Below are 16,853 nucleotides of genomic sequence, written 5' to 3' on the forward strand. Positions count from 1 at the left end.
GTTATTCCCCCTCGTTGAGCGTGTGTCGTGAAATAAACGGCCGTTCATCATCGGTAATCACATGCTGCTCGCCGCCACTCAGCTTCACATGACGCAGGACGCCACTGAACGCCAGTTCAAGATTTTCGGTGGTAAAGGTTGTGTCGGTCGGGCCGCTCGCCAGCACTGTGCCTTTAATCATTACCGTGTAATCACAAAACTCGGTCACCGAGCCCAGATTATGGGTAGAGACCAGCATCGTTCGCCCCTCATCGCGGAGTTCGCGCAGCAGGTCGATGATGCGGGCCTCGGTTTTCACGTCCACGCCGGTGAAGGGTTCATCCAGCAAAATAACCTGTCCGTCCTGAGCGATGGCGCGTGCCAGGAAAACGCGCTTTTTCTGCCCGCCAGAGAGTTCACCGATCTGGCGATGGCGATAGTCCAGCATATCGACCCGCGCCAGCGCCGCATTCACGCATTCGTGATCGCGCGCCTTTGGCCGACGCAGCCAGCCCATATGGCCGAAGCGTCCCATCATCACCACATCTTCCACCAGCACCGGAAACGACCAGTCCACCTCTTCCGACTGGGGAACGTAGGAAATCAGATTCTGTTTTAGCGCGTTGCTGACCGGCTTCGACAGGATTGATATTTCGCCCTGCGCCAGGCGGACAAATCCCATCAGTGCTTTAAACAGCGTTGATTTCCCGGAGCCGTTGACGCCGACCAGCGCGGCAATTGAGCCGCCCGGAACCTGAAAGGTCGCATCGCGCAGCGCGGTGTGGCCGTTGCGATACGTCACCGTAACTTGATTTACGGTAATCGCAGATTGACTCATTTTTGGCTCCTTAACCCGTCGTTAATGCCGCTGACGATGGTTTCCGTCGTCACACGTAGCAAATCCAGGTAGGTCGGTACCGGACCGTCGGCGGCGCTCAGTGAATCGACATACAACACGCCGCCATAATGCGCACCAGACTCACGTGCCACCTGACGTGCAGGCTTATCGGACACGGTGCTTTCGCTAAATACTGCCGGGATTTGATGCGCTCTTATCGCATCGATTACTTTGCGTACCTGTTTTGGCGTGCCTTGCTGATCGGCGTTGATCGGCCACAGATACAGCTCTTTCAGGTCGTTATCGCGTGCCAGATAGGAGAATGCGCCTTCACTGGTGACCAGCCAGCGTTTATCAGCCGGGATTTTTGCCAGCGCCGCATGAAGGGGATCGAGCGTCTGACGAATTTTCGTTTTATAGCTCTCGGCATTTTTCTGATAGGTGGCAGCGTTGTCCGGATCGTACTTCACGAGCGCATCGCGGATGTTATCGACGTAGATAAGCGCATTCTCGGCCGACATCCAGGCATGTGGGTTGGGTTTGCCGTTGTAGGGACCTTCGCTGATACCCATCGGCTTCACGCCGTTTGAGACCATTACCTCCGGCACGCCCGATAAATGCTGATAAAAGCGGGCAAACCACAGCTCCAGATTGAGGCCGTTGGAGAGGATCAACTGCGCGCCCTGCGCACGTTTAATATCCCCTGGAGTGGGTTGATATTCGTGAATTTCTGCGCCGGGTTTGGTAATTGAGCTGACCTCTGCCGCGTCGCCCGCCACGTTGCTCGCCATATCGGCAATCACCGTAAAGGTGGTTACTACCTTAAATTTTTCTTTCGCCAAGGCAGGAGACAGCGTCAGCGCCGTGATTACGCTGGCAAGGAGAAACGATTTCAGACGGGGCAGATGCGGCATAGTATCCCTCACAAGAAAGTGGTTAATTTATCGTCGAATATAGCCTTTGCTATGTTTTATAGCACAAGGCATGACAAATGAAAATAATTCTTATTTGCGTAGGGTGCTAAGGGATGTATCACCTTCAGGTAATAGTCCTGCGAATTTTTAAAGTGTATTATTTATGCAACTTAATTATGGAGGCATCATGTCCGGCAAACGTATTGCGCGTGAGAAAATGACAATCCAGAAAATGATCTCGCTTTATGAGAGCCAGTGTCCGCAGGCAACGGATGAGCCGGGGCATTACGATGCGCTGTTTGCCTATGCGCAAAAGCGTCTGGATAAGTGCGTATTTGGTGAGGAAAAACCGGCCTGCAAGCAGTGTCCGGTACACTGTTATCAACCTGCAAAACGCGAAGAGATGAAGCAGATTATGCGCTGGGCAGGGCCGAGAATGCTTTGGCGTCATCCGATCCTGACCGTGCGTCACCTTCTGGATGACAAACGTCCGGTCCCGGAACTGCCCGAGAAATATCAGCGTAAGAAGTAGATTTTTATGTCGGATGGCGGCAGTGATATAGACCCGATAGGCAAAGCGCTATCGGGCAATAAATTACGCTTTAGTGGCAATCAGAATAGCGGAGGCCTTGATCAGCGCAATGACGCGGCTTCCCTGGCTCAGTTTCATCTCTTGCTGACTTTCATTGGTGACTACGGCAACAATGTCAAAACCGGCGTCAGTTTTGATGTGTACCGTGGCGTTAACTGCGCCTTCGGTAACCTGAGAAACGCTACCGGCAAACTGGTTGCGGGCGGAGAACTTTAAACCACAGTCTTCTGTCGCCAGCGTTACCCACGGTGCTTTGATCAGGGCAATGGCTTCTTTTCCTTTCGCTAAACCCAGTGCCTGCTGGCTGCTATGAGTCACAATCGCGACCAGTTTCGCGCCGCCAGCCAGCGTCAGTTCAACTTCATCATTCACTGCGCCTGTTGCAACCGCACTCACGGTGCCGGTTAATTGATTACGTGCTGATACCGCCATGCTGCCTCCTTTCGTTGAGATATCACCCAGTATAGCCACAATGGTTAAACCAGCGCATCCTTATCGATACCCAGTCGCTTCATGCGCGAGAGCAGCGTTGTGCGTTTCAGTCCCAGCCGCTGCGCTGCGCCTTTCGGACCGGCGACCACGCCGTTCGTCTCTTTCAACACACGCATAATCAGCTGGTATTCATCTTCGCCTTCCTGCGCCACTTCGGTCGCGACTTGTGGTGGGCACGATGCCTGCGTGGTGATGTCCGGCAAAGACAGTTGCAACACGTTGCCCCGGGTGAGCAGAACCGCGCGTTCCACTACGTTTTCCAGTTCGCGCACGTTACCCGGCCACTCCATGCTGCTCAGCGTGCGCAGCGCTTCAGCAGGAATGCTGTCGATATTACGCCCCATCCGGCGGGCAATTTTAAAGGTGAAGGCTTTCACCAGCAGCGGGATATCTTCCGGGCGCTCGCGCAGCGGCGGAAGATGGATCGGGAAGACGTTCAGACGATAGTAGAGATCGTTACGGAATTCGCGATCGACCACCATCTTTTTCAGATCGCGGTTAGTGGCAGCGATCAATCGCACATCGGTTTGGATCAGCTTATTGCTGCCCAGACGTTCAAACTCTTGCTCCTGCAGAACGCGCAGTAGCTTAGGCTGTAGCTCCAGCGGCATGTCGCCAACTTCGTCGAGGAACAGCGAGCTTTTATCGGCAAGTTCGAAACGACCAATGCGCTGGGTGCTGGCACCGGTAAACGCGCCGCGTTCATGGCCAAACAGGTCACTCTCCAGCAGCCCGGCAGGCATGGCCGCACAGTTCATCTTCACCATCCGGCGAGCATTGCGTCCGCTCAGATTGTGGATCGCCCTGGCAATCAGCTCTTTACCCGTTCCGGTTTCACCGAGAATCAGCACAGTGCTGTCGCTTTGCGCCACCATCTCGACCTGTTTGAGCACGCTGTACATGGCTTCGCTGCGGCCAATGATTTCACCAAACTCGCTGTCCACGTTATTAAGTTGCTCGGTCAGCGCCAGGTTCTCGTCGACCAGCCGTTCTTTCAGGCGGTGGATCTCCTGGTAGGCGAGGGCGTTATCGACAGCAATTGCCACGCGCTCGGCAATCTGGCGCAGCAGCTTGAGATTGGCGGTGGTGAACACTTTCTCTTCGCACTGGGCCAGCTTAAGGACGCCAAGCATGGTATTGCCGGACATCAGCGGCAGCAGGCACAGAGTTTGTAACTGGTTACCCCAGGTCTCGAACAGCATGCGTTCGTAAGGTGCCAGGGCATCACGTTCGCTCAGGTTAATCAGCAGCATCTCTTTGCTTTTAAACACCCGTTCGGAGAGTGTGCCCGCTTCGTCTACTTCGCTCTGCTCGTGTGCCGGATGATGTTCATCCAGATAGTGTGTGGAGTAGATGCTCAGTTTATTTTTACGATCGCTGCGTAACACGATGCTGATGGCATCAATGTCGAAGTAGTGATGGATCTCTTTGGCGACTTCGCTAACCAGTTCGTCAATGTCCAGGCGGGAGAGCACCGCATTGGTGATGGCGACCAGGATGCGAAAGTTGTCACGCTCACGACACAGCAGATCGTAGTCGACGTTGTTGCTGACCCGGTTCTGGATCTGTTCGGCAACGACGCCGACAATCTGGGTGAAGGTCTGCAGGCGGCTGTACTCTTTTTCACTCCATGGGCGGTCTTCGTTGCGGATGAATTCACAGCCGCCAAAGATGCGCCCATCAGCAGCCAGCGGCAGCAGACAGTAATGGCCAAATTGAGAGTACAACCCACCGGATGCCAACTGCGGCCAGGTTTCAGTAAACTCATGGTAGTTGCAGTGCAGCGCATCGGGACGAGAGAGAATGCGGCGCACCGGGCCGTGCGCCAGCACCGTTTCGTCTTCATAGTCGATGGGTTTACCATTTTCGCGCGTCGTGAAGTAACGCGCACGCTGCGTCTGCGCCTGCCATAACACAATAGCCGCACAGTCGGCCAGCGCCGAACGCTTAACCAACTGTGAAAGCGCCTCACTGAGAGACTGAAGATCGGGCTGCTGTAATAATGTACGAGTAATATCGAACAAGCCTTGCTGTCCGAGGTCACTCATCGGTGTATACGACATATTGCTTTTCCAGGAAGCACCCACGGTGCAAAAACGGTAAATGAATTATAGGTATAAGTTGTAAATTATTGCCGGGTGGCGGTTTTGCCTTATCCGGCCTACGGTATGAACCGCTTACAGGCCGGATAAGGAGCGTTAGCATCGCCAAACGGCTGCTAGCATATACGAGGGAGTGGTTCGGCGTGTGGTAAATCAAGAGTGCGCTTCACACCGTAAAGCCCGGCGAGGCGAACACCTTTACGTTCAACCACTTCACCAATCAGCGCCGCGTCGCGTCCCAACGGATGCGCGCGCAGAGTGGCAAGCACGCTCTCTGCGGCCTGACGTTCTACGGCAATCACCAGTTTGCCTTCGTTGGCAAAGTTGAGCGCATCCAGACCCAGTAGTTCGCAGACGCCGCGTACCGCGGGCTTCACCGGCAGGGCTGCTTCAGACAGCTCAATACCTAATCCGCATGAGGCGGCAAATTCATGGGTGACCGCGTTCACGCCGCCGCGAGTGGCGTCGCGCAGCGCCTTCACGCCAGGGATGTCGCGCAGCGTCTGAATCAGCGGCGTTAACACCGCACAGTCGCTGACCAGTTCACCATCAAGACCCAGCTGTTCGCGCAGGTTGAGGATAGTCGCACCGTGGTCGCCGAGTGTACCGCTAACCAGCAGTACATCGCCCACGCTCAGGGTTTGCGCACCCCAGTGGATATTGGCGGGGATCGCGCCCATTCCGGCAGTGTTGATAAACAGTTTGTCCGCCGCACCGCGCTGTACAACCTTGGTGTCACCGGTGACGATGGCAATGCCAGCTTCACGCGCGGTGGCTGCCATGCTGTTGACCACGGTTTTCAGCGTCTCCATCGGTAGGCCTTCTTCGAGGATAAACCCGCAGGAGAGGTAGCGAGGGATAGCGCCGCTGACGGCGACGTCGTTTGCCGTACCGCAGATCGCCAGCTTGCCGATATTGCCGCCGGGGAAGAACAGCGGATCAATCACGTAGCTGTCGGTTGAAAATGCCAGACGGTCGCCTTCAGCCACCAGTTGCGCCAGATCCAGACGCGCCTGATCTTCCTGTTCCGCCAGCCACGGATTCGCAAAGGCTTCCATAAACAGGCTATTGATCAACTGTTGCATAGCCTGACCGCCGCTACCGTGGGCGAGTTGTACGCTGTTCATGCTTCACACTCCTGCTGACGATACTGATACCAGGCGGCACATGCGCCTTCTGAGGAGACCATCAGTGCGCCAAACGCGGTCTCCGGGTTACAGGTTTTACCAAACAACGGGCACTGATGCGGTTTACATCTGCCGGTCAGCACCTCGCCGCAGCGCGCGCGCGGATCGTCATACACCTGCTGTGGGGCTGGTTTGAAATGCGCTTCGGCATCAAAACGTTGATAGTCAGGCGTCAGATGAACGCCGGAGGATTCGATAACGCCCAGACCGCGCCATTCGCTGTCGCCATCGACGCTGAACACCTCGGCGATAGCCTGCTGGGCTAAGGCGTTACCGGCATCCGGCACCACGCGACGGTACTGGTTCTCAACCTGACTGTGATCCGCGATTTTCTGCTCAATCAACATCACCACGCCTTGCAGCAGATCAAGCGGTTCGAAACCGGCGACGACCAGCGGACGATGAAAATCGGAGGCGATGAAATTATAGGCATCGGTGCCAATCACCATGCTGACGTGACCCGGCGCTAAAAAGGCGTCGATCCCGTTATCCGGTTGTTCCAGCAGGCTGCGCAGCGTCGGGATCAGCGTAATGTGCTGACAGAAAAAGTAAAAGTTCTGCACGTCACGCTGTTTTGCCTGCTGAAGCGTGATGGCGGTGGTTGGCATGGTGGTTTCAAAACCCAGACCAAAGAACACGACTTTGCGGGTCGGGTTTTCCTCGGCCAGCTTCAGCGCATCCATCGGAGAATAGACGATGCGGATATCTGCACCGCGCGCTTTGGCTTGCAGCAGCGAACCCTGTTTTCCTGGGACGCGCATGGCGTCGCCGAAGGTGCAGAAAATCACTTCCGGGTGGCTGGCGATCTCTACGCAGCTGTCGATTCTGCCCATCGGCAGCACGCAAACCGGGCAGCCGGGGCCATGAATAAACTCGACGTTTTCGGGCAGCAACTGGTCAAGACCGAATTTAAAGATAGCGTGGGTATGACCACCGCACACTTCCATAATGCGCAGCGGGCGTTCAGCTGTGTAGGGGAGGTGAGCGGCACGTTCACACAGGTGATCTATCAACTGCATCACCTGTTCCGGTGCGCGGTATTCGTCAACAAAACGCATTATTTTTCCTCGCCATACAGCAACGCGCCGACATCCGGCTCAACGTCAAACATGTTTTGCAGCGCCTCGAGCGTGTCGCGCGCTTCTGCTTCATTAATGATGCTCATGGCAAAACCTACGTGGACCAGGACCCATTGGCCCAGACGCGGTTGGCCATTTTCATCACAGCTACCGACCAGCGTCAGGTCGACGTCGCGCTGAATACCGCAAACGTCGACTTTGGCCTGGTTGCCATCAATGGTGCGGATTTGACCCGGAACACCTATGCACATCGCTGCGTCTCCAGCCAGGATATCCATTGATCCATGCCTTCACCGCTGGTGGCGGAAATCAGGATGATTTCAATTTCTGGATTCACTTCCCGGGCGCTGGCGATGCACTTTTCAACGTCAAAATTGAGGTACGGCAGCAGGTCGACTTTGTTGAGCAGCATCAGCGATGCGGCAGCAAACATATGCGGGTATTTCAGCGGCTTGTCTTCGCCTTCGGTGACCGAAAGCACCGCTACTTTATGGCGTTCGCCAAGATCGAAGCTCGCCGGGCACACCAGGTTACCGACGTTCTCGATAAACAAAATACCGTTGTCATCAAGCGGTAAACGCGGCGCGGCATCGGCAATCATTTGTGCATCAAGATGGCAGCCTTTACCCGTGTTCACCTGGATGGCGGGGGTGCCTGTGGCGCGAATACGGGCGGCATCGTTCACCGTCTGCTGGTCGCCTTCGATCACCGCACATGGCACGCTGCCTTTCAGCTTCATCAGCGTTTCGGTCAACAGCGTCGTTTTACCAGAGCCTGGGCTGGAGACGAGATTCAGTACCAGATGCTGACGGGCGGCGAAGCGGGCGCGGTTGCGCTCGGCCAGACGGTTGTTTTTGTCCAGCACGTCAATTTCCACTTCCAGCATACGGCGCTGGCTCATGCCAGGCGCGTGGGTACCTGCTTCGCCATGACCGTAGTGTAAATCGCCTTCTTCAGTTTGGCTTGGGGTGAAATTGGAGGTCTTTACACCGGTAATATTCAGCGCCGGACGAGCAGCCGGGGCAAATGGCGCGCTGCGAAACGCCGAGTGGGGGTTATGTTCATCACCCTCTATATAAAGGTTGCCTTCAGCGCAACCACATGTCGTACACATCGCTCACTCCTGATCTTTTTTTACTTACAGTAAATCTGTTGCCGGATGGCCAAGTCGCCATCCGGCATCTATTAATCTTCAGCATCGCCTATTTCAATTCGTCGAATCTGCAGACCGTCATCGGCCACGATTCTCAGCATATCGCTATGACATTGCGGACAACGGCGCACACGCTGCGTCAGCAATGTGACGTACTGCTGGCAAGTTTCACACCAACATTCGGCTTCTTGTTCTTCGAGGTGGAGTTTACAACCTTCTGCAAGGGTGCCACGGCATACCAGATCAAAACAAAAGGCGAGAGCGCTGGTTTCTACGCAAGAAAATGCGCCAATTTTGAGCCAGACCCCAGTTACCCGTTTTGCACCGTGTTGTGTGGCCTGTTGTTCAATCAATTCCAGTGCCCGTTGGCAGAGGGTTATTTCGTGCATATCGCCTCCCATGTTGTTGCCGTTATAAAAGCAAAAAACATGCCAGATTGAATTTTTTCACCCGTGACAATGACGACGATGACGAAATGACATGTCGTCACGACTGTTTGATTTTGTATCTTAATGAAATTAAAGGCATTTAATGTTGGCATGAAACGTGCTTAAAGCTGACAGTCTCTGCTAAACGGGTAACCTGACATGACTATTTGGGAAATAAGCGAAAAAGCCGATTACATCGCTGAACGGCACCGTCGCCTACAGGACCAGTGGCGTATTTATTGCAACTCGCTGGTACAGGGAATCACCCTGTCGAAAGCGCGTTTGCATCATGCGATGAGCTGCGCGCCGGACAAAGATCTGTGCTTTGTCCTGTTTGAACACTTCGTTATCTACGTCACGCTGGCGGACGGCTTTAACAGCCATACCATCGAGTACTACGTTGAAACGAAAGACGGTGAAGATAAGCAGTTGATTGCACAGGCACAACTGTCCCTCGACGGCAAAGTCGATGAGCGTATCAGCAACCGCGATCGTGAACAGGTGCTGGAGCACTATCTCGAAAAAATCGCCAGCGTCTACGACAGCCTGTACACCGCGGTTGAAAACAATATGCCAGTGAATTTAAGCCAACTGGTAGAAGGACATAGCCCGGTTTGAACCTCGGGTGTGCCCACTTGAGTCATGATGCGGTGCGTATGCTGCGTCACGACGGTTTAGGGAATGGGCATGTCGAAAAATGTCGAAAATGACATTTGATAGACATGTTTTCGTCAAAAATGACTATCACCTGAGGAATGCCTGGTGAATCGTTTTGTAATTGCTGACTCCACTCTTTGCATCGGCTGCCACACGTGTGAAGCCGCCTGCTCAGAGACACATCGCCAGCATGGCCTGCAGTCAATGCCGCGCCTGAAAGTGATGCTAAATGAAAAAGAATCTGCACCGCAGCTTTGCCACCAGTGTGAAGATGCGCCTTGTGCCACAGTTTGCCCGGTCAATGCTATTAACCGTGTCGACGGCGCCGTACAGCTGAATGAAAGCCTGTGCGTGAGCTGCAAACTGTGTGGGATCGCCTGTCCGTTTGGGGCCATTGAGTTCTCCGGCAGCCGCCCGCTTCATATCCCGGCGAATGCCAATACGTCAAAAGCGCCTCCTGCTCCGCCTGCGCCCGCTCGCGTCAGCACCCTGCTGGACTGGGTTCCGGGTGTCCGTGCCATTGCGGTGAAATGCGATCTGTGTAGCTTCGATGAACAAGGTCCGGCCTGCGTGCGCATGTGCCCAACGAAAGCCCTGCATCTGGTGAGCAATACGGATATCGCCCGCGCCAGCAAACGTAAGCGTGAGCTGACGTTCAATACCGACTTCGGCGATCTCTCCTTGTTTCAGCAGGCTCAGAGTGGAGATGCAAAATGAGCGCAATTTCACTGATTAACAGCGGCGTGGCCTGGTTTACGGCGGCGGCGGTTCTGGCATTTCTGTTTTCGTTTCATAAACCGTTTAGCGGCTGGATCGCCGGTGTTGGCGGTGCAGTAGGCAGCTTGTGTACGGCGGCTGCCGGTTTTAGCGTGCTTATTAATGGGCTGGCGGTCAGCGGTGTGATGCCATTTATTGGTCACAGTCTGCAAATGACGCCGCTTAACGCTATCTGGCTTATCACACTGGGTCTGTGCGGCCTGTTTGTCAGCCTGTACAACATCGACTGGCACCGTCATCCTCAGGTCAAAGCTAACGGCCTGTTGGTGAATCTGCTGATGGCGGCGGCGGTATGCGCGGTGGTTGCCAGCAACCTCGGCACGCTGGTGGTGATGGCGGAAATCATGGCGCTGTGTGCGGTATTCCTGACGGGCTGCAGCAAAGAAGGCAAGCTGTGGTTTGCGCTGGGCCGTATCGGTACGCTGCTGCTGGCAATCGCCTGCTGGTTGGTGTGGCAGCGCTACGGTACGCTGGAACTGCGTCTGCTCGACCTGCGCACCCAGCAATTGCCACTCGGCGCAGATATCTGGCTGCTGGGCGTGGCGGGCTTTGGTTTGCTGGCCGGGATTATCCCGCTGCACGGTTGGGTGCCACAGGCACACGCCAACGCCAGTGCACCTGCTGCGGCGCTGTTCTCTACCGTGGTGATGAAGGTCGGTCTGCTGGGTATTCTGTCCCTGTCGCTGCTCGGCGGTAATGCACCGCTGTGGTGGGGTGTTACGTTGCTGGTGCTGGGAATGATCACCGCGTTTGTCGGCGGTCTGTATGCGCTGATGGAGCACAACATTCAGCGTCTGCTGGCGTACCACACGCTGGAAAATATCGGCATTATCCTGCTGGGATTGGGGGCTGGTGTGACCGGTATTTCCCTTAATCAACCGGCGCTGATAGCACTCGGCCTGACCGGTGGTCTGTACCACTTGGTCAACCACAGCCTGTTCAAAAGCGTCCTGTTTTTGGGCGCAGGCAGCATCTGGTTCCGTACCGGTCATCGTGATATCGAGAAACTGGGCGGCATCGGTAAACGTATGCCGGTGATTTCTCTGGCGATGCTGGTTGGTCTGATGGCGATGGCCGCGCTGCCGCCGCTGAACGGTTTTGCCGGTGAGTGGGTTATTTACCAATCCTTCTTCAAACTGGGTAACAGCGGTGCATTTATTGGTCGTCTGTTAGGTCCGTTGCTGGCCGTCGGTCTGGCGATTACCGGCGCGCTGGCGGTGATGTGTATGGCGAAAGTCTATGGCGTTACCTTCCTCGGCGCACCGCGTACAAAGGAAGCGGAAAACGCCTGCTGCGCGCCAATCCTGATGGGCGTGAGCGTGGTTGCGCTGGCTATCTGCTGCGTGATTGGCGGCGTTGCCGCTCCGTGGCTGTTGCCGCTGATCTCCGCTGCCGTTCCGCTGCCGCTGGAAACGGCGAATACAACTGTTTCTCAGCCGATGATCACACTGCTGCTGATCGCGTGTCCGCTGCTGCCGTTCATTATCATGGCGATTTTCAAAGGCAACCGTCTGCCGTCGCGTTCACGCGGTACCGCGTGGGTGTGTGGTTACGATCACGAGCAGTCAATGGTGATCACCGCGCATGGTTTTGCCATGCCGGTTAAAGAAGCCTTTGCCCCGGTGCTTAAACTGCGTAAATGGCTTAACCCGGTATCACTGGTTCCGGGCTGGCAGAATGCGGCTGCACCGGTGCTGTTCCGTCGCCTGGCGCTGATTGAGCTGGCGGTGCTGGTGGTGATTGTGGTTTCACGAGGAGCCTGAGAATGAGTGTTTTATATCCGTTAATTCAGGCGCTGGTGTTGTTTGCCGCGGCGCCGCTGCTGTCCGGCATTACCCGCGTGGCGCGTGCGCGTTTGCACAATCGTCGTGGTCCGGGTGTGTTGCAGGAATACCGTGACATTATCAAACTGCTGGGTCGTCAGAGCATTGCGCCTGCGGATTCCAGCTGGGTCTTCCGTCTGACGCCGTTTGTGATGGTTGGCGTCATGTTAACTATCGCAACCGCACTGCCGGTGGTGACCGTTGGCTCACCGCTGCCGCAACTGGGTGATCTGATCACCTTGATTTACCTGTTCGCCATTGCCCGCTTCTTCTTCTCTATCGCTGGTCTGGATACCGGTAGTCCGTTCACCGCCATCGGCGCCAGCCGTGAAGCGATGCTCGGCGTGCTGGTGGAGCCGATTCTGCTGTTGGGACTGTGGGTGGCGGCGCAGGTTGCCGGTTCGACTCACATCAGCAATATTGCCGATACCGTTTATCACTGGCCTGCCGCGTATAGCATCCCGCTGGTTCTGGCGCTGTGCGCCTGCGCTTTTGCCACTTTTATCGAAATGGGCAAACTGCCGTTCGATCTGGCAGAAGCAGAACAGGAGCTGCAGGAAGGTCCGCTGACCGAATACAGCGGCAGCGGTTTTGCGGTGCTCAAGTGGGGCATCAGCCTCAAGCAACTGGTCGTTTTGCAAATGTTCGTCGGCGTGTTCCTGCCGTGGGGCCAGATGGAAACCTTTACCGCAGGTGGACTGCTGCTGGCGCTGGTGATTGCCGTCGTTAAGCTGGTCCTTGGCGTGCTGATCATCGCCCTGTTCGAAAACAGCATGGCGCGTCTGCGTTTTTGCGCCACTTCACGCGTGACCTGGGCTGGTTTTGGGTTTGCGTTTTTAGCATTCGTCTCCTTGCTGGTGGCGTGATTTAAGAGAGTTTGAACATGTCTGAAGAAAAAGTAGGTCAACAATATCTCGCCGCTCTGCACCAGGCCTTCCCGGGTGTGGTGCTGGATGAAGGCTGGCAGACCAAAGATCAGCTGACCATCACCGTGAAGGTGAACTACCTGCCGGAAGTGGTTGAGTTCCTGTACTACAAACAGGGTGGTTGGTTGTCGGTACTGTTTGGTAACGACGAACGCCAGCTGTGCGGCCATTATGCCGTTTACTACGTGATGTCGATGGAGCAGGGCACCAAGTGTTGGATCACCGTCCGCGTAGAAGTCGATGCCAATAAACTGGAGTTCCCGTCCGTTACGCCGCGCGTACCGGCCGCCGTCTGGGGCGAGCGTGAAGTGCGCGACATGTACGGTTTGATCCCGGTTGGTTTACCAGATGAACGCCGTCTGGTACTGCCGGATGACTGGCCGGATGAACTCTATCCGCTGCGTAAAGACAGCATGGATTACCGTCAGCGCCCCGCGCCGACCACTGATGCCGAAACCTACGAGTTCATCAACGAACTGGGTGACAAGAAAAACAATGTGGTGCCGATTGGCCCGCTGCACGTGACCTCCGACGAACCGGGCCACTTCCGTCTGTTTGTTGATGGCGAAAATATCATCGATGCCGACTACCGTCTGTTCTATGTCCATCGTGGCATGGAAAAGCTGGCGGAAACCCGTATGGGTTACAACGAAGTCACCTTCCTGTCGGATCGCGTGTGCGGCATTTGCGGCTTTGCCCACAGCACCGCGTACACCACCTCCGTGGAAAATGCGATGGGGATTGTGGTGCCGGAACGCGCGCAGATGATCCGCGCCATTCTGCTCGAAGTTGAACGTCTGCATTCGCACCTGCTGAACCTTGGCCTCGCCTGCCACTTTACCGGCTTTGACTCCGGTTTCATGCAGTTCTTCCGCGTGCGTGAAACGTCCATGAAGATGGCGGAGATCCTCACTGGGGCGCGTAAAACCTACGGTCTGAATCTGATCGGCGGCATCCGTCGTGACCTGCTGAAAGACGATATGATTCAGACCCGTCAGTTGGCTCAGCAAATGCGTCGCGACGTGCAGGAACTGGTCGATATGCTGCTCAGCACGCCGAACATGGAACAGCGTACTGTCGGCATTGGTCGTCTGGATCCTGAAATCGCCCGTGACTTCAGTAACGTTGGTCCAATGGTTCGCGCCAGCGGTCATGCTCGTGATACCCGCGCCGATCACCCGTTTGTCGGCTATGGTCTACTGCCGATGGAAGTGCACAGTGAACAAGGCTGTGACGTGATTTCTCGCCTGAAAGTGCGTATCAATGAAGTTTACACCGCACTGAACATGATTGACTTCGGCCTCGATAACTTACCTGGCGGCCCACTGGCGGTGGAAGGCTTCACCTACATTCCGCACCGTTTCGCACTGGGTTTTGCCGAAGCACCGCGTGGCGATGACATCCACTGGAGTATGACCGGCGACAACCAGAAGCTGTATCGCTGGCGCTGCCGTGCGGCCACCTATGCGAACTGGCCGACGTTGCGTTACATGCTGCGCGGTAACACCGTCTCCGATGCCCCGCTGATTATCGGTAGCCTCGATCCTTGCTACTCCTGTACTGACCGCATGACCGTGGTTGATGTGCGTAAGAAGAAAAGCAAAGTCGTGCCGTACAAAGAACTTGAGCGCTACAGCATCGAGCGTAAAAACTCGCCGCTGAAATAAGGAATCGCCATGTTTACCTTTATCAAAAAAGTCATCAAAACCGGGGCGCCAACGTCGTCGTATCCGCTGGAGCCTATCGCGGTCGATAAAAATTTCCGTGGCAAACCGGAACACAATCCGCAGCAGTGTATTGGCTGCGCAGCCTGTGTGAATGCGTGCCCGTCCAATGCGCTGACGGTCGAAACCGACCTGGTCACCAATGAGCTGGCCTGGCAGTTTAACCTGGGACGCTGCATTTTCTGCGGTCGCTGCGAAGAAGTCTGCCCGACAGCGGCGATTAAGCTGTCGCAGGAATATGAGCTGGCGGTATGGAAGAAAGAAGATTTCCTGCAGCAGTCTCGTTTTGCGCTGTGTAACTGCCGCGTCTGCAAGCGTCCTTTTGCAGTGCAAAAAGAGATCGATTACGCCATTGCGCTGCTTAAACACAACGGTGATTCCCGTGCGGAAAATCACCGTGAAGGCTTTGAGACCTGCCCGGACTGTAAGCGCCAGAAATGCCTGGTGCCGTCTGACCGTATTGAACTGACTCGCCATATGAAAGAGGCCAGCTGATGAGCAATTTATTAGGCCCACGTGATGCCAACGGAATTCCGGTGCCGATGACCGTGGATGAATCCATTGCCAGCATGAAAGCGTCATTGCTGAAAAGCATCAAGCGTTCAGCGTACGTTTACCGCGTCGACTGCGGTGGCTGCAACGGTTGCGAAATCGAAATTTTCGCCACGCTGTCTCCGCTGTTTGACGCCGAACGTTTTGGTATCAAAGTGGTTCCGTCGCCGCGTCACGCGGACATTCTGCTGTTTACCGGTGCGGTAACCCGTGCGATGCGTTCTCCGGCACTGCGTGCCTGGCAGTCTGCCCCGGATCCGAAAATTTGTATTTCCTACGGGGCCTGCGGTAACAGCGGCGGTATCTTTCACGACTTATACTGCGTATGGGGCGGCACCGACAAAATAGTACCGGTGGATGTGTATATTCCTGGTTGCCCACCGACGCCAGCCGCCACGCTGTATGGCTTTGCGATGGCGCTTGGCCTGCTGGAACAAAAAATTCACGCGCGTGCGCCAGGCGAACTGGATGCGCAGCCCGCTGAAATTCTGCATCCGGATATGGTTCAGCCGCTGCGCGTGAAGGTCGATCGTGAAGCGCGCCGTCTGGCGGGCTATCGCTATGGTCGCCAGATTGCCGATGATTATATGACGCAGTTAGGACAGGGTGAGCATCAGGTGGCGCGCTGGCTGGAAGCGGAAAACGATCCGCGTCTGACCGAGATCGTCACGCACCTTAATCATGTTGTAGAAGAGGCGCGTATCCGATGAGTGAAACGGTGGTGTTCAGTCAACTGAGCCGTAAGTTTATTGATGAGAACGATGCAACGCCCGCCGAGGCGCAGCAGGTTGTCTATTACAGCCTGGCGATTGGTCACCACCTCGGGATCATCGACTGCCTGGAAGCGGCGTTAACCTGCCCGTGGGATGATTATCTGGCGTGGATTGCCACACTTGCCGAAGGAAGCGAAGCCCGTCGTAAGATGGAAGGCGTGCCGAAGTATGGCGAGATCGTTATCGATTTTAACCATGTGCAGATGCTGGCGCGCGCGTTTGATGACGCGCTTGCCGTGCAGACACCACAGCAGCGGGAATGGAGCAAACTGATGCTCAGCATGCTGCATGACATTCATCAGGAAAGTGCCATCTATCTGATGGTGAGGAGACACCGTGACTGACGTTTTATTGTGTGTCGGCAACAGCATGATGGGTGACGACGGAGCAGGTCCGCTACTGGCAGAAATGTGCGCCGCAGATCCTAAAGGCAACTGGGTGGTCATTGACGGCGGAAGCGCGCCGGAAAATGACATCGTAGCGATCCGTGAACTGCGCCCGGAACGCCTGCTGATTGTTGATGCCACCGACATGGGCCTCAACCCCGGTGAGATCCGCATTATCGATCCCGATGATATTGCCGAGATGTTCATGATGACCACCCACAACATGCCGCTGAACTATTTGGTAGAGCAGCTGAAAGACGACGTTGGCGAGGTGATATTCCTCGGCATTCAACCGGATATTGTCGGTTTCTATTACCCGATGACGCAGCCAATCAAAGAGGCAGTAGAGACCGTGTATCAGCGATTAGCCGGTTGGGAAGGCCATGGCGGATTTGCTGAGTTAGACGCGCCAGAAGAGTAAGCTCTGTCTGCGCCGGATGTCAGCCACGTGCGGCATCCGGCCAGTTTCTC

19 protein-coding genes are annotated in these 16,853 nt (G+C 55.5%); 10 read left to right on the forward strand and 9 right to left on the reverse strand.

Translation table 11 applies throughout. The annotated features are described in order from the left end of the window. Position 1: 1 nt before the first annotated feature. On the reverse strand, positions 2–817 hold the full coding sequence (gene sitB, locus E4Z61_RS21835) for an iron/manganese ABC transporter ATP-binding protein SitB (RefSeq protein ID WP_135324536.1): 816 nt from the start codon (positions 815–817) through the stop codon (positions 2–4). Continuing rightward, complete coding sequence (gene sitA / locus E4Z61_RS21840; RefSeq protein WP_135324537.1) at positions 814–1,731, reverse strand: iron/manganese ABC transporter substrate-binding protein SitA; 918 nt, start codon at positions 1,729–1,731, stop codon at positions 814–816. Before sitA ends, sitB begins: the two co-directional genes overlap by 4 nt. Positions 1,732–1,918: 187 nt before the next feature. On the opposite strand from sitA, the gene E4Z61_RS21845 reads away from it, so the two are divergent. Then, complete coding sequence (locus tag E4Z61_RS21845) at positions 1,919–2,263, forward strand: nitrous oxide-stimulated promoter family protein (RefSeq protein ID WP_135324538.1); 345 nt, start codon at positions 1,919–1,921, stop codon at positions 2,261–2,263. Positions 2,264–2,326: 63 nt separating this feature from the next. Here the strand turns inward: E4Z61_RS21845 and E4Z61_RS21850 are convergent, their stop codons facing one another. From E4Z61_RS21850 to hypA, 7 genes are all read right to left on the reverse strand, one after another. Then, positions 2,327–2,755 (reverse strand): TOBE domain-containing protein, encoded by a 429-nt coding sequence (locus tag E4Z61_RS21850; protein WP_003037421.1) that lies wholly within the window; start codon positions 2,753–2,755, stop codon positions 2,327–2,329. 44 nt (positions 2,756–2,799) lie between these two features. Beyond that, positions 2,800–4,878 (reverse strand): formate hydrogenlyase transcriptional activator FlhA, encoded by a 2,079-nt coding sequence (gene flhA, locus E4Z61_RS21855; protein WP_135324539.1) that lies wholly within the window; start codon positions 4,876–4,878, stop codon positions 2,800–2,802. Between the two features lie 155 nt (positions 4,879–5,033). Then, a complete protein-coding gene (gene hypE, locus E4Z61_RS21860; protein WP_135324540.1) occupies positions 5,034–6,044 on the reverse strand; it encodes a hydrogenase maturation carbamoyl dehydratase HypE in 1,011 nt (336 codons plus the stop codon). Beyond that, positions 6,041–7,162 carry a hydrogenase formation protein HypD gene (hypD, locus tag E4Z61_RS21865; protein ID WP_135324541.1) on the reverse strand — a complete coding sequence of 374 codons (1,122 nt, stop codon included), beginning with the start codon at positions 7,160–7,162 and terminating at the stop codon, positions 6,041–6,043. Before hypD ends, hypE begins: the two co-directional genes overlap by 4 nt. Then, a complete protein-coding gene (hypC, locus tag E4Z61_RS21870; RefSeq protein ID WP_045446692.1) occupies positions 7,162–7,434 on the reverse strand; it encodes a hydrogenase 3 maturation protein HypC in 273 nt (90 codons plus the stop codon). The genes hypD and hypC overlap by 1 nt, the downstream gene beginning before the upstream one ends. Then, the gene (hypB, locus tag E4Z61_RS21875; protein WP_135324542.1) at positions 7,425–8,297 is read right to left on the reverse strand and encodes a hydrogenase nickel incorporation protein HypB; all 873 of its coding nucleotides are present in this window, start codon (positions 8,295–8,297) and stop codon (positions 7,425–7,427) included. Before hypB ends, hypC begins: the two co-directional genes overlap by 10 nt. 71 nt (positions 8,298–8,368) lie before the next feature. Further along, entirely contained in the window at positions 8,369–8,725 is a 357-nt protein-coding gene (gene hypA, locus E4Z61_RS21880) for a hydrogenase maturation nickel metallochaperone HypA (RefSeq protein WP_135324543.1), read from the reverse strand. Between the two features lie 198 nt (positions 8,726–8,923). Here hypA and hycA point away from each other — a divergent pair, with 198 nt between their 5' ends. The 9 genes from hycA (at position 8,924) to hycI (ending at position 16,803) form a co-directional block, all read left to right on the forward strand. After that, complete coding sequence (gene hycA, locus E4Z61_RS21885; protein WP_135324544.1) at positions 8,924–9,382, forward strand: formate hydrogenlyase regulator HycA; 459 nt, start codon at positions 8,924–8,926, stop codon at positions 9,380–9,382. A gap of 144 nt (positions 9,383–9,526) precedes the next feature. Next, positions 9,527–10,138: a formate hydrogenlyase subunit HycB gene (gene hycB, locus E4Z61_RS21895; RefSeq protein ID WP_135324545.1), complete on the forward strand. Its 612-nt coding sequence runs from the start codon at positions 9,527–9,529 to the stop codon at positions 10,136–10,138. Continuing rightward, entirely contained in the window at positions 10,135–11,961 is a 1,827-nt protein-coding gene (gene hycC / locus E4Z61_RS21900) for a formate hydrogenlyase subunit 3 (RefSeq protein ID WP_135324546.1), read from the forward strand. Before hycB ends, hycC begins: the two co-directional genes overlap by 4 nt. A gap of 2 nt (positions 11,962–11,963) precedes the next feature. Further along, a complete protein-coding gene (locus E4Z61_RS21905; protein WP_135324547.1) occupies positions 11,964–12,887 on the forward strand; it encodes a respiratory chain complex I subunit 1 family protein in 924 nt (307 codons plus the stop codon). A gap of 17 nt (positions 12,888–12,904) precedes the next feature. Then, complete coding sequence (hycE, locus tag E4Z61_RS21910; RefSeq protein WP_135324548.1) at positions 12,905–14,614, forward strand: formate hydrogenlyase subunit HycE; 1,710 nt, start codon at positions 12,905–12,907, stop codon at positions 14,612–14,614. Positions 14,615–14,623: 9 nt separating this feature from the next. Beyond that, positions 14,624–15,166: a formate hydrogenlyase subunit HycF gene (gene hycF, locus E4Z61_RS21915; RefSeq protein ID WP_135324549.1), complete on the forward strand. Its 543-nt coding sequence runs from the start codon at positions 14,624–14,626 to the stop codon at positions 15,164–15,166. Then, positions 15,166–15,933, forward strand: coding sequence for a formate hydrogenlyase subunit HycG (hycG, locus tag E4Z61_RS21920; RefSeq protein WP_016154184.1), 768 nt, complete (start codon positions 15,166–15,168; stop codon positions 15,931–15,933). The genes hycF and hycG overlap by 1 nt, the downstream gene beginning before the upstream one ends. Further along, a complete protein-coding gene (locus E4Z61_RS21925; protein WP_135324550.1) occupies positions 15,930–16,340 on the forward strand; it encodes a formate hydrogenlyase maturation HycH family protein in 411 nt (136 codons plus the stop codon). Before hycG ends, E4Z61_RS21925 begins: the two co-directional genes overlap by 4 nt. Then, on the forward strand, positions 16,333–16,803 hold the full coding sequence (hycI, locus tag E4Z61_RS21930; RefSeq protein ID WP_135324551.1) for a hydrogenase maturation peptidase HycI: 471 nt from the start codon (positions 16,333–16,335) through the stop codon (positions 16,801–16,803). The genes E4Z61_RS21925 and hycI overlap by 8 nt, the downstream gene beginning before the upstream one ends. Positions 16,804–16,853: the final 50 nt, after the last annotated feature.

Source organism: Citrobacter tructae (assembly GCF_004684345.1).
In the GTDB taxonomy this organism is placed as follows: domain Bacteria; phylum Pseudomonadota; class Gammaproteobacteria; order Enterobacterales; family Enterobacteriaceae; genus Citrobacter; species Citrobacter tructae.

What these genes read in the sequence shown, in the direction of transcription:
- hypB (WP_135324542.1), bottom strand. Translation starts at nt 8,297, where the DNA reads ATGTGTACGACATGTGGTTGCGCTGAAGGCAACCTTTATATAGAGGGT.
- hypD (WP_135324541.1), bottom strand. Translation starts at nt 7,162, where the DNA reads ATGCGTTTTGTTGACGAATACCGCGCACCGGAACAGGTGATGCAGTTG.
- hypA (WP_135324543.1), bottom strand. Translation starts at nt 8,725, where the DNA reads ATGCACGAAATAACCCTCTGCCAACGGGCACTGGAATTGATTGAACAA.
- sitA (WP_135324537.1), bottom strand. Translation starts at nt 1,731, where the DNA reads ATGCCGCATCTGCCCCGTCTGAAATCGTTTCTCCTTGCCAGCGTAATC.
- flhA (WP_135324539.1), bottom strand. Translation starts at nt 4,878, where the DNA reads ATGTCGTATACACCGATGAGTGACCTCGGACAGCAAGGCTTGTTCGAT.
- E4Z61_RS21925 (WP_135324550.1), top strand. Translation starts at nt 15,930, where the DNA reads ATGAGTGAAACGGTGGTGTTCAGTCAACTGAGCCGTAAGTTTATTGAT.
- hycF (WP_135324549.1), top strand. Translation starts at nt 14,624, where the DNA reads ATGTTTACCTTTATCAAAAAAGTCATCAAAACCGGGGCGCCAACGTCG.
- E4Z61_RS21845 (WP_135324538.1), top strand. Translation starts at nt 1,919, where the DNA reads ATGTCCGGCAAACGTATTGCGCGTGAGAAAATGACAATCCAGAAAATG.
- E4Z61_RS21850 (WP_003037421.1), bottom strand. Translation starts at nt 2,755, where the DNA reads ATGGCGGTATCAGCACGTAATCAATTAACCGGCACCGTGAGTGCGGTT.
- sitB (WP_135324536.1), bottom strand. Translation starts at nt 817, where the DNA reads ATGAGTCAATCTGCGATTACCGTAAATCAAGTTACGGTGACGTATCGC.
- hycC (WP_135324546.1), top strand. Translation starts at nt 10,135, where the DNA reads ATGAGCGCAATTTCACTGATTAACAGCGGCGTGGCCTGGTTTACGGCG.
- hypC (WP_045446692.1), bottom strand. Translation starts at nt 7,434, where the DNA reads ATGTGCATAGGTGTTCCGGGTCAAATCCGCACCATTGATGGCAACCAG.
- hycA (WP_135324544.1), top strand. Translation starts at nt 8,924, where the DNA reads ATGACTATTTGGGAAATAAGCGAAAAAGCCGATTACATCGCTGAACGG.
- hycE (WP_135324548.1), top strand. Translation starts at nt 12,905, where the DNA reads ATGTCTGAAGAAAAAGTAGGTCAACAATATCTCGCCGCTCTGCACCAG.
- hycG (WP_016154184.1), top strand. Translation starts at nt 15,166, where the DNA reads ATGAGCAATTTATTAGGCCCACGTGATGCCAACGGAATTCCGGTGCCG.
- E4Z61_RS21905 (WP_135324547.1), top strand. Translation starts at nt 11,964, where the DNA reads ATGAGTGTTTTATATCCGTTAATTCAGGCGCTGGTGTTGTTTGCCGCG.
- hypE (WP_135324540.1), bottom strand. Translation starts at nt 6,044, where the DNA reads ATGAACAGCGTACAACTCGCCCACGGTAGCGGCGGTCAGGCTATGCAA.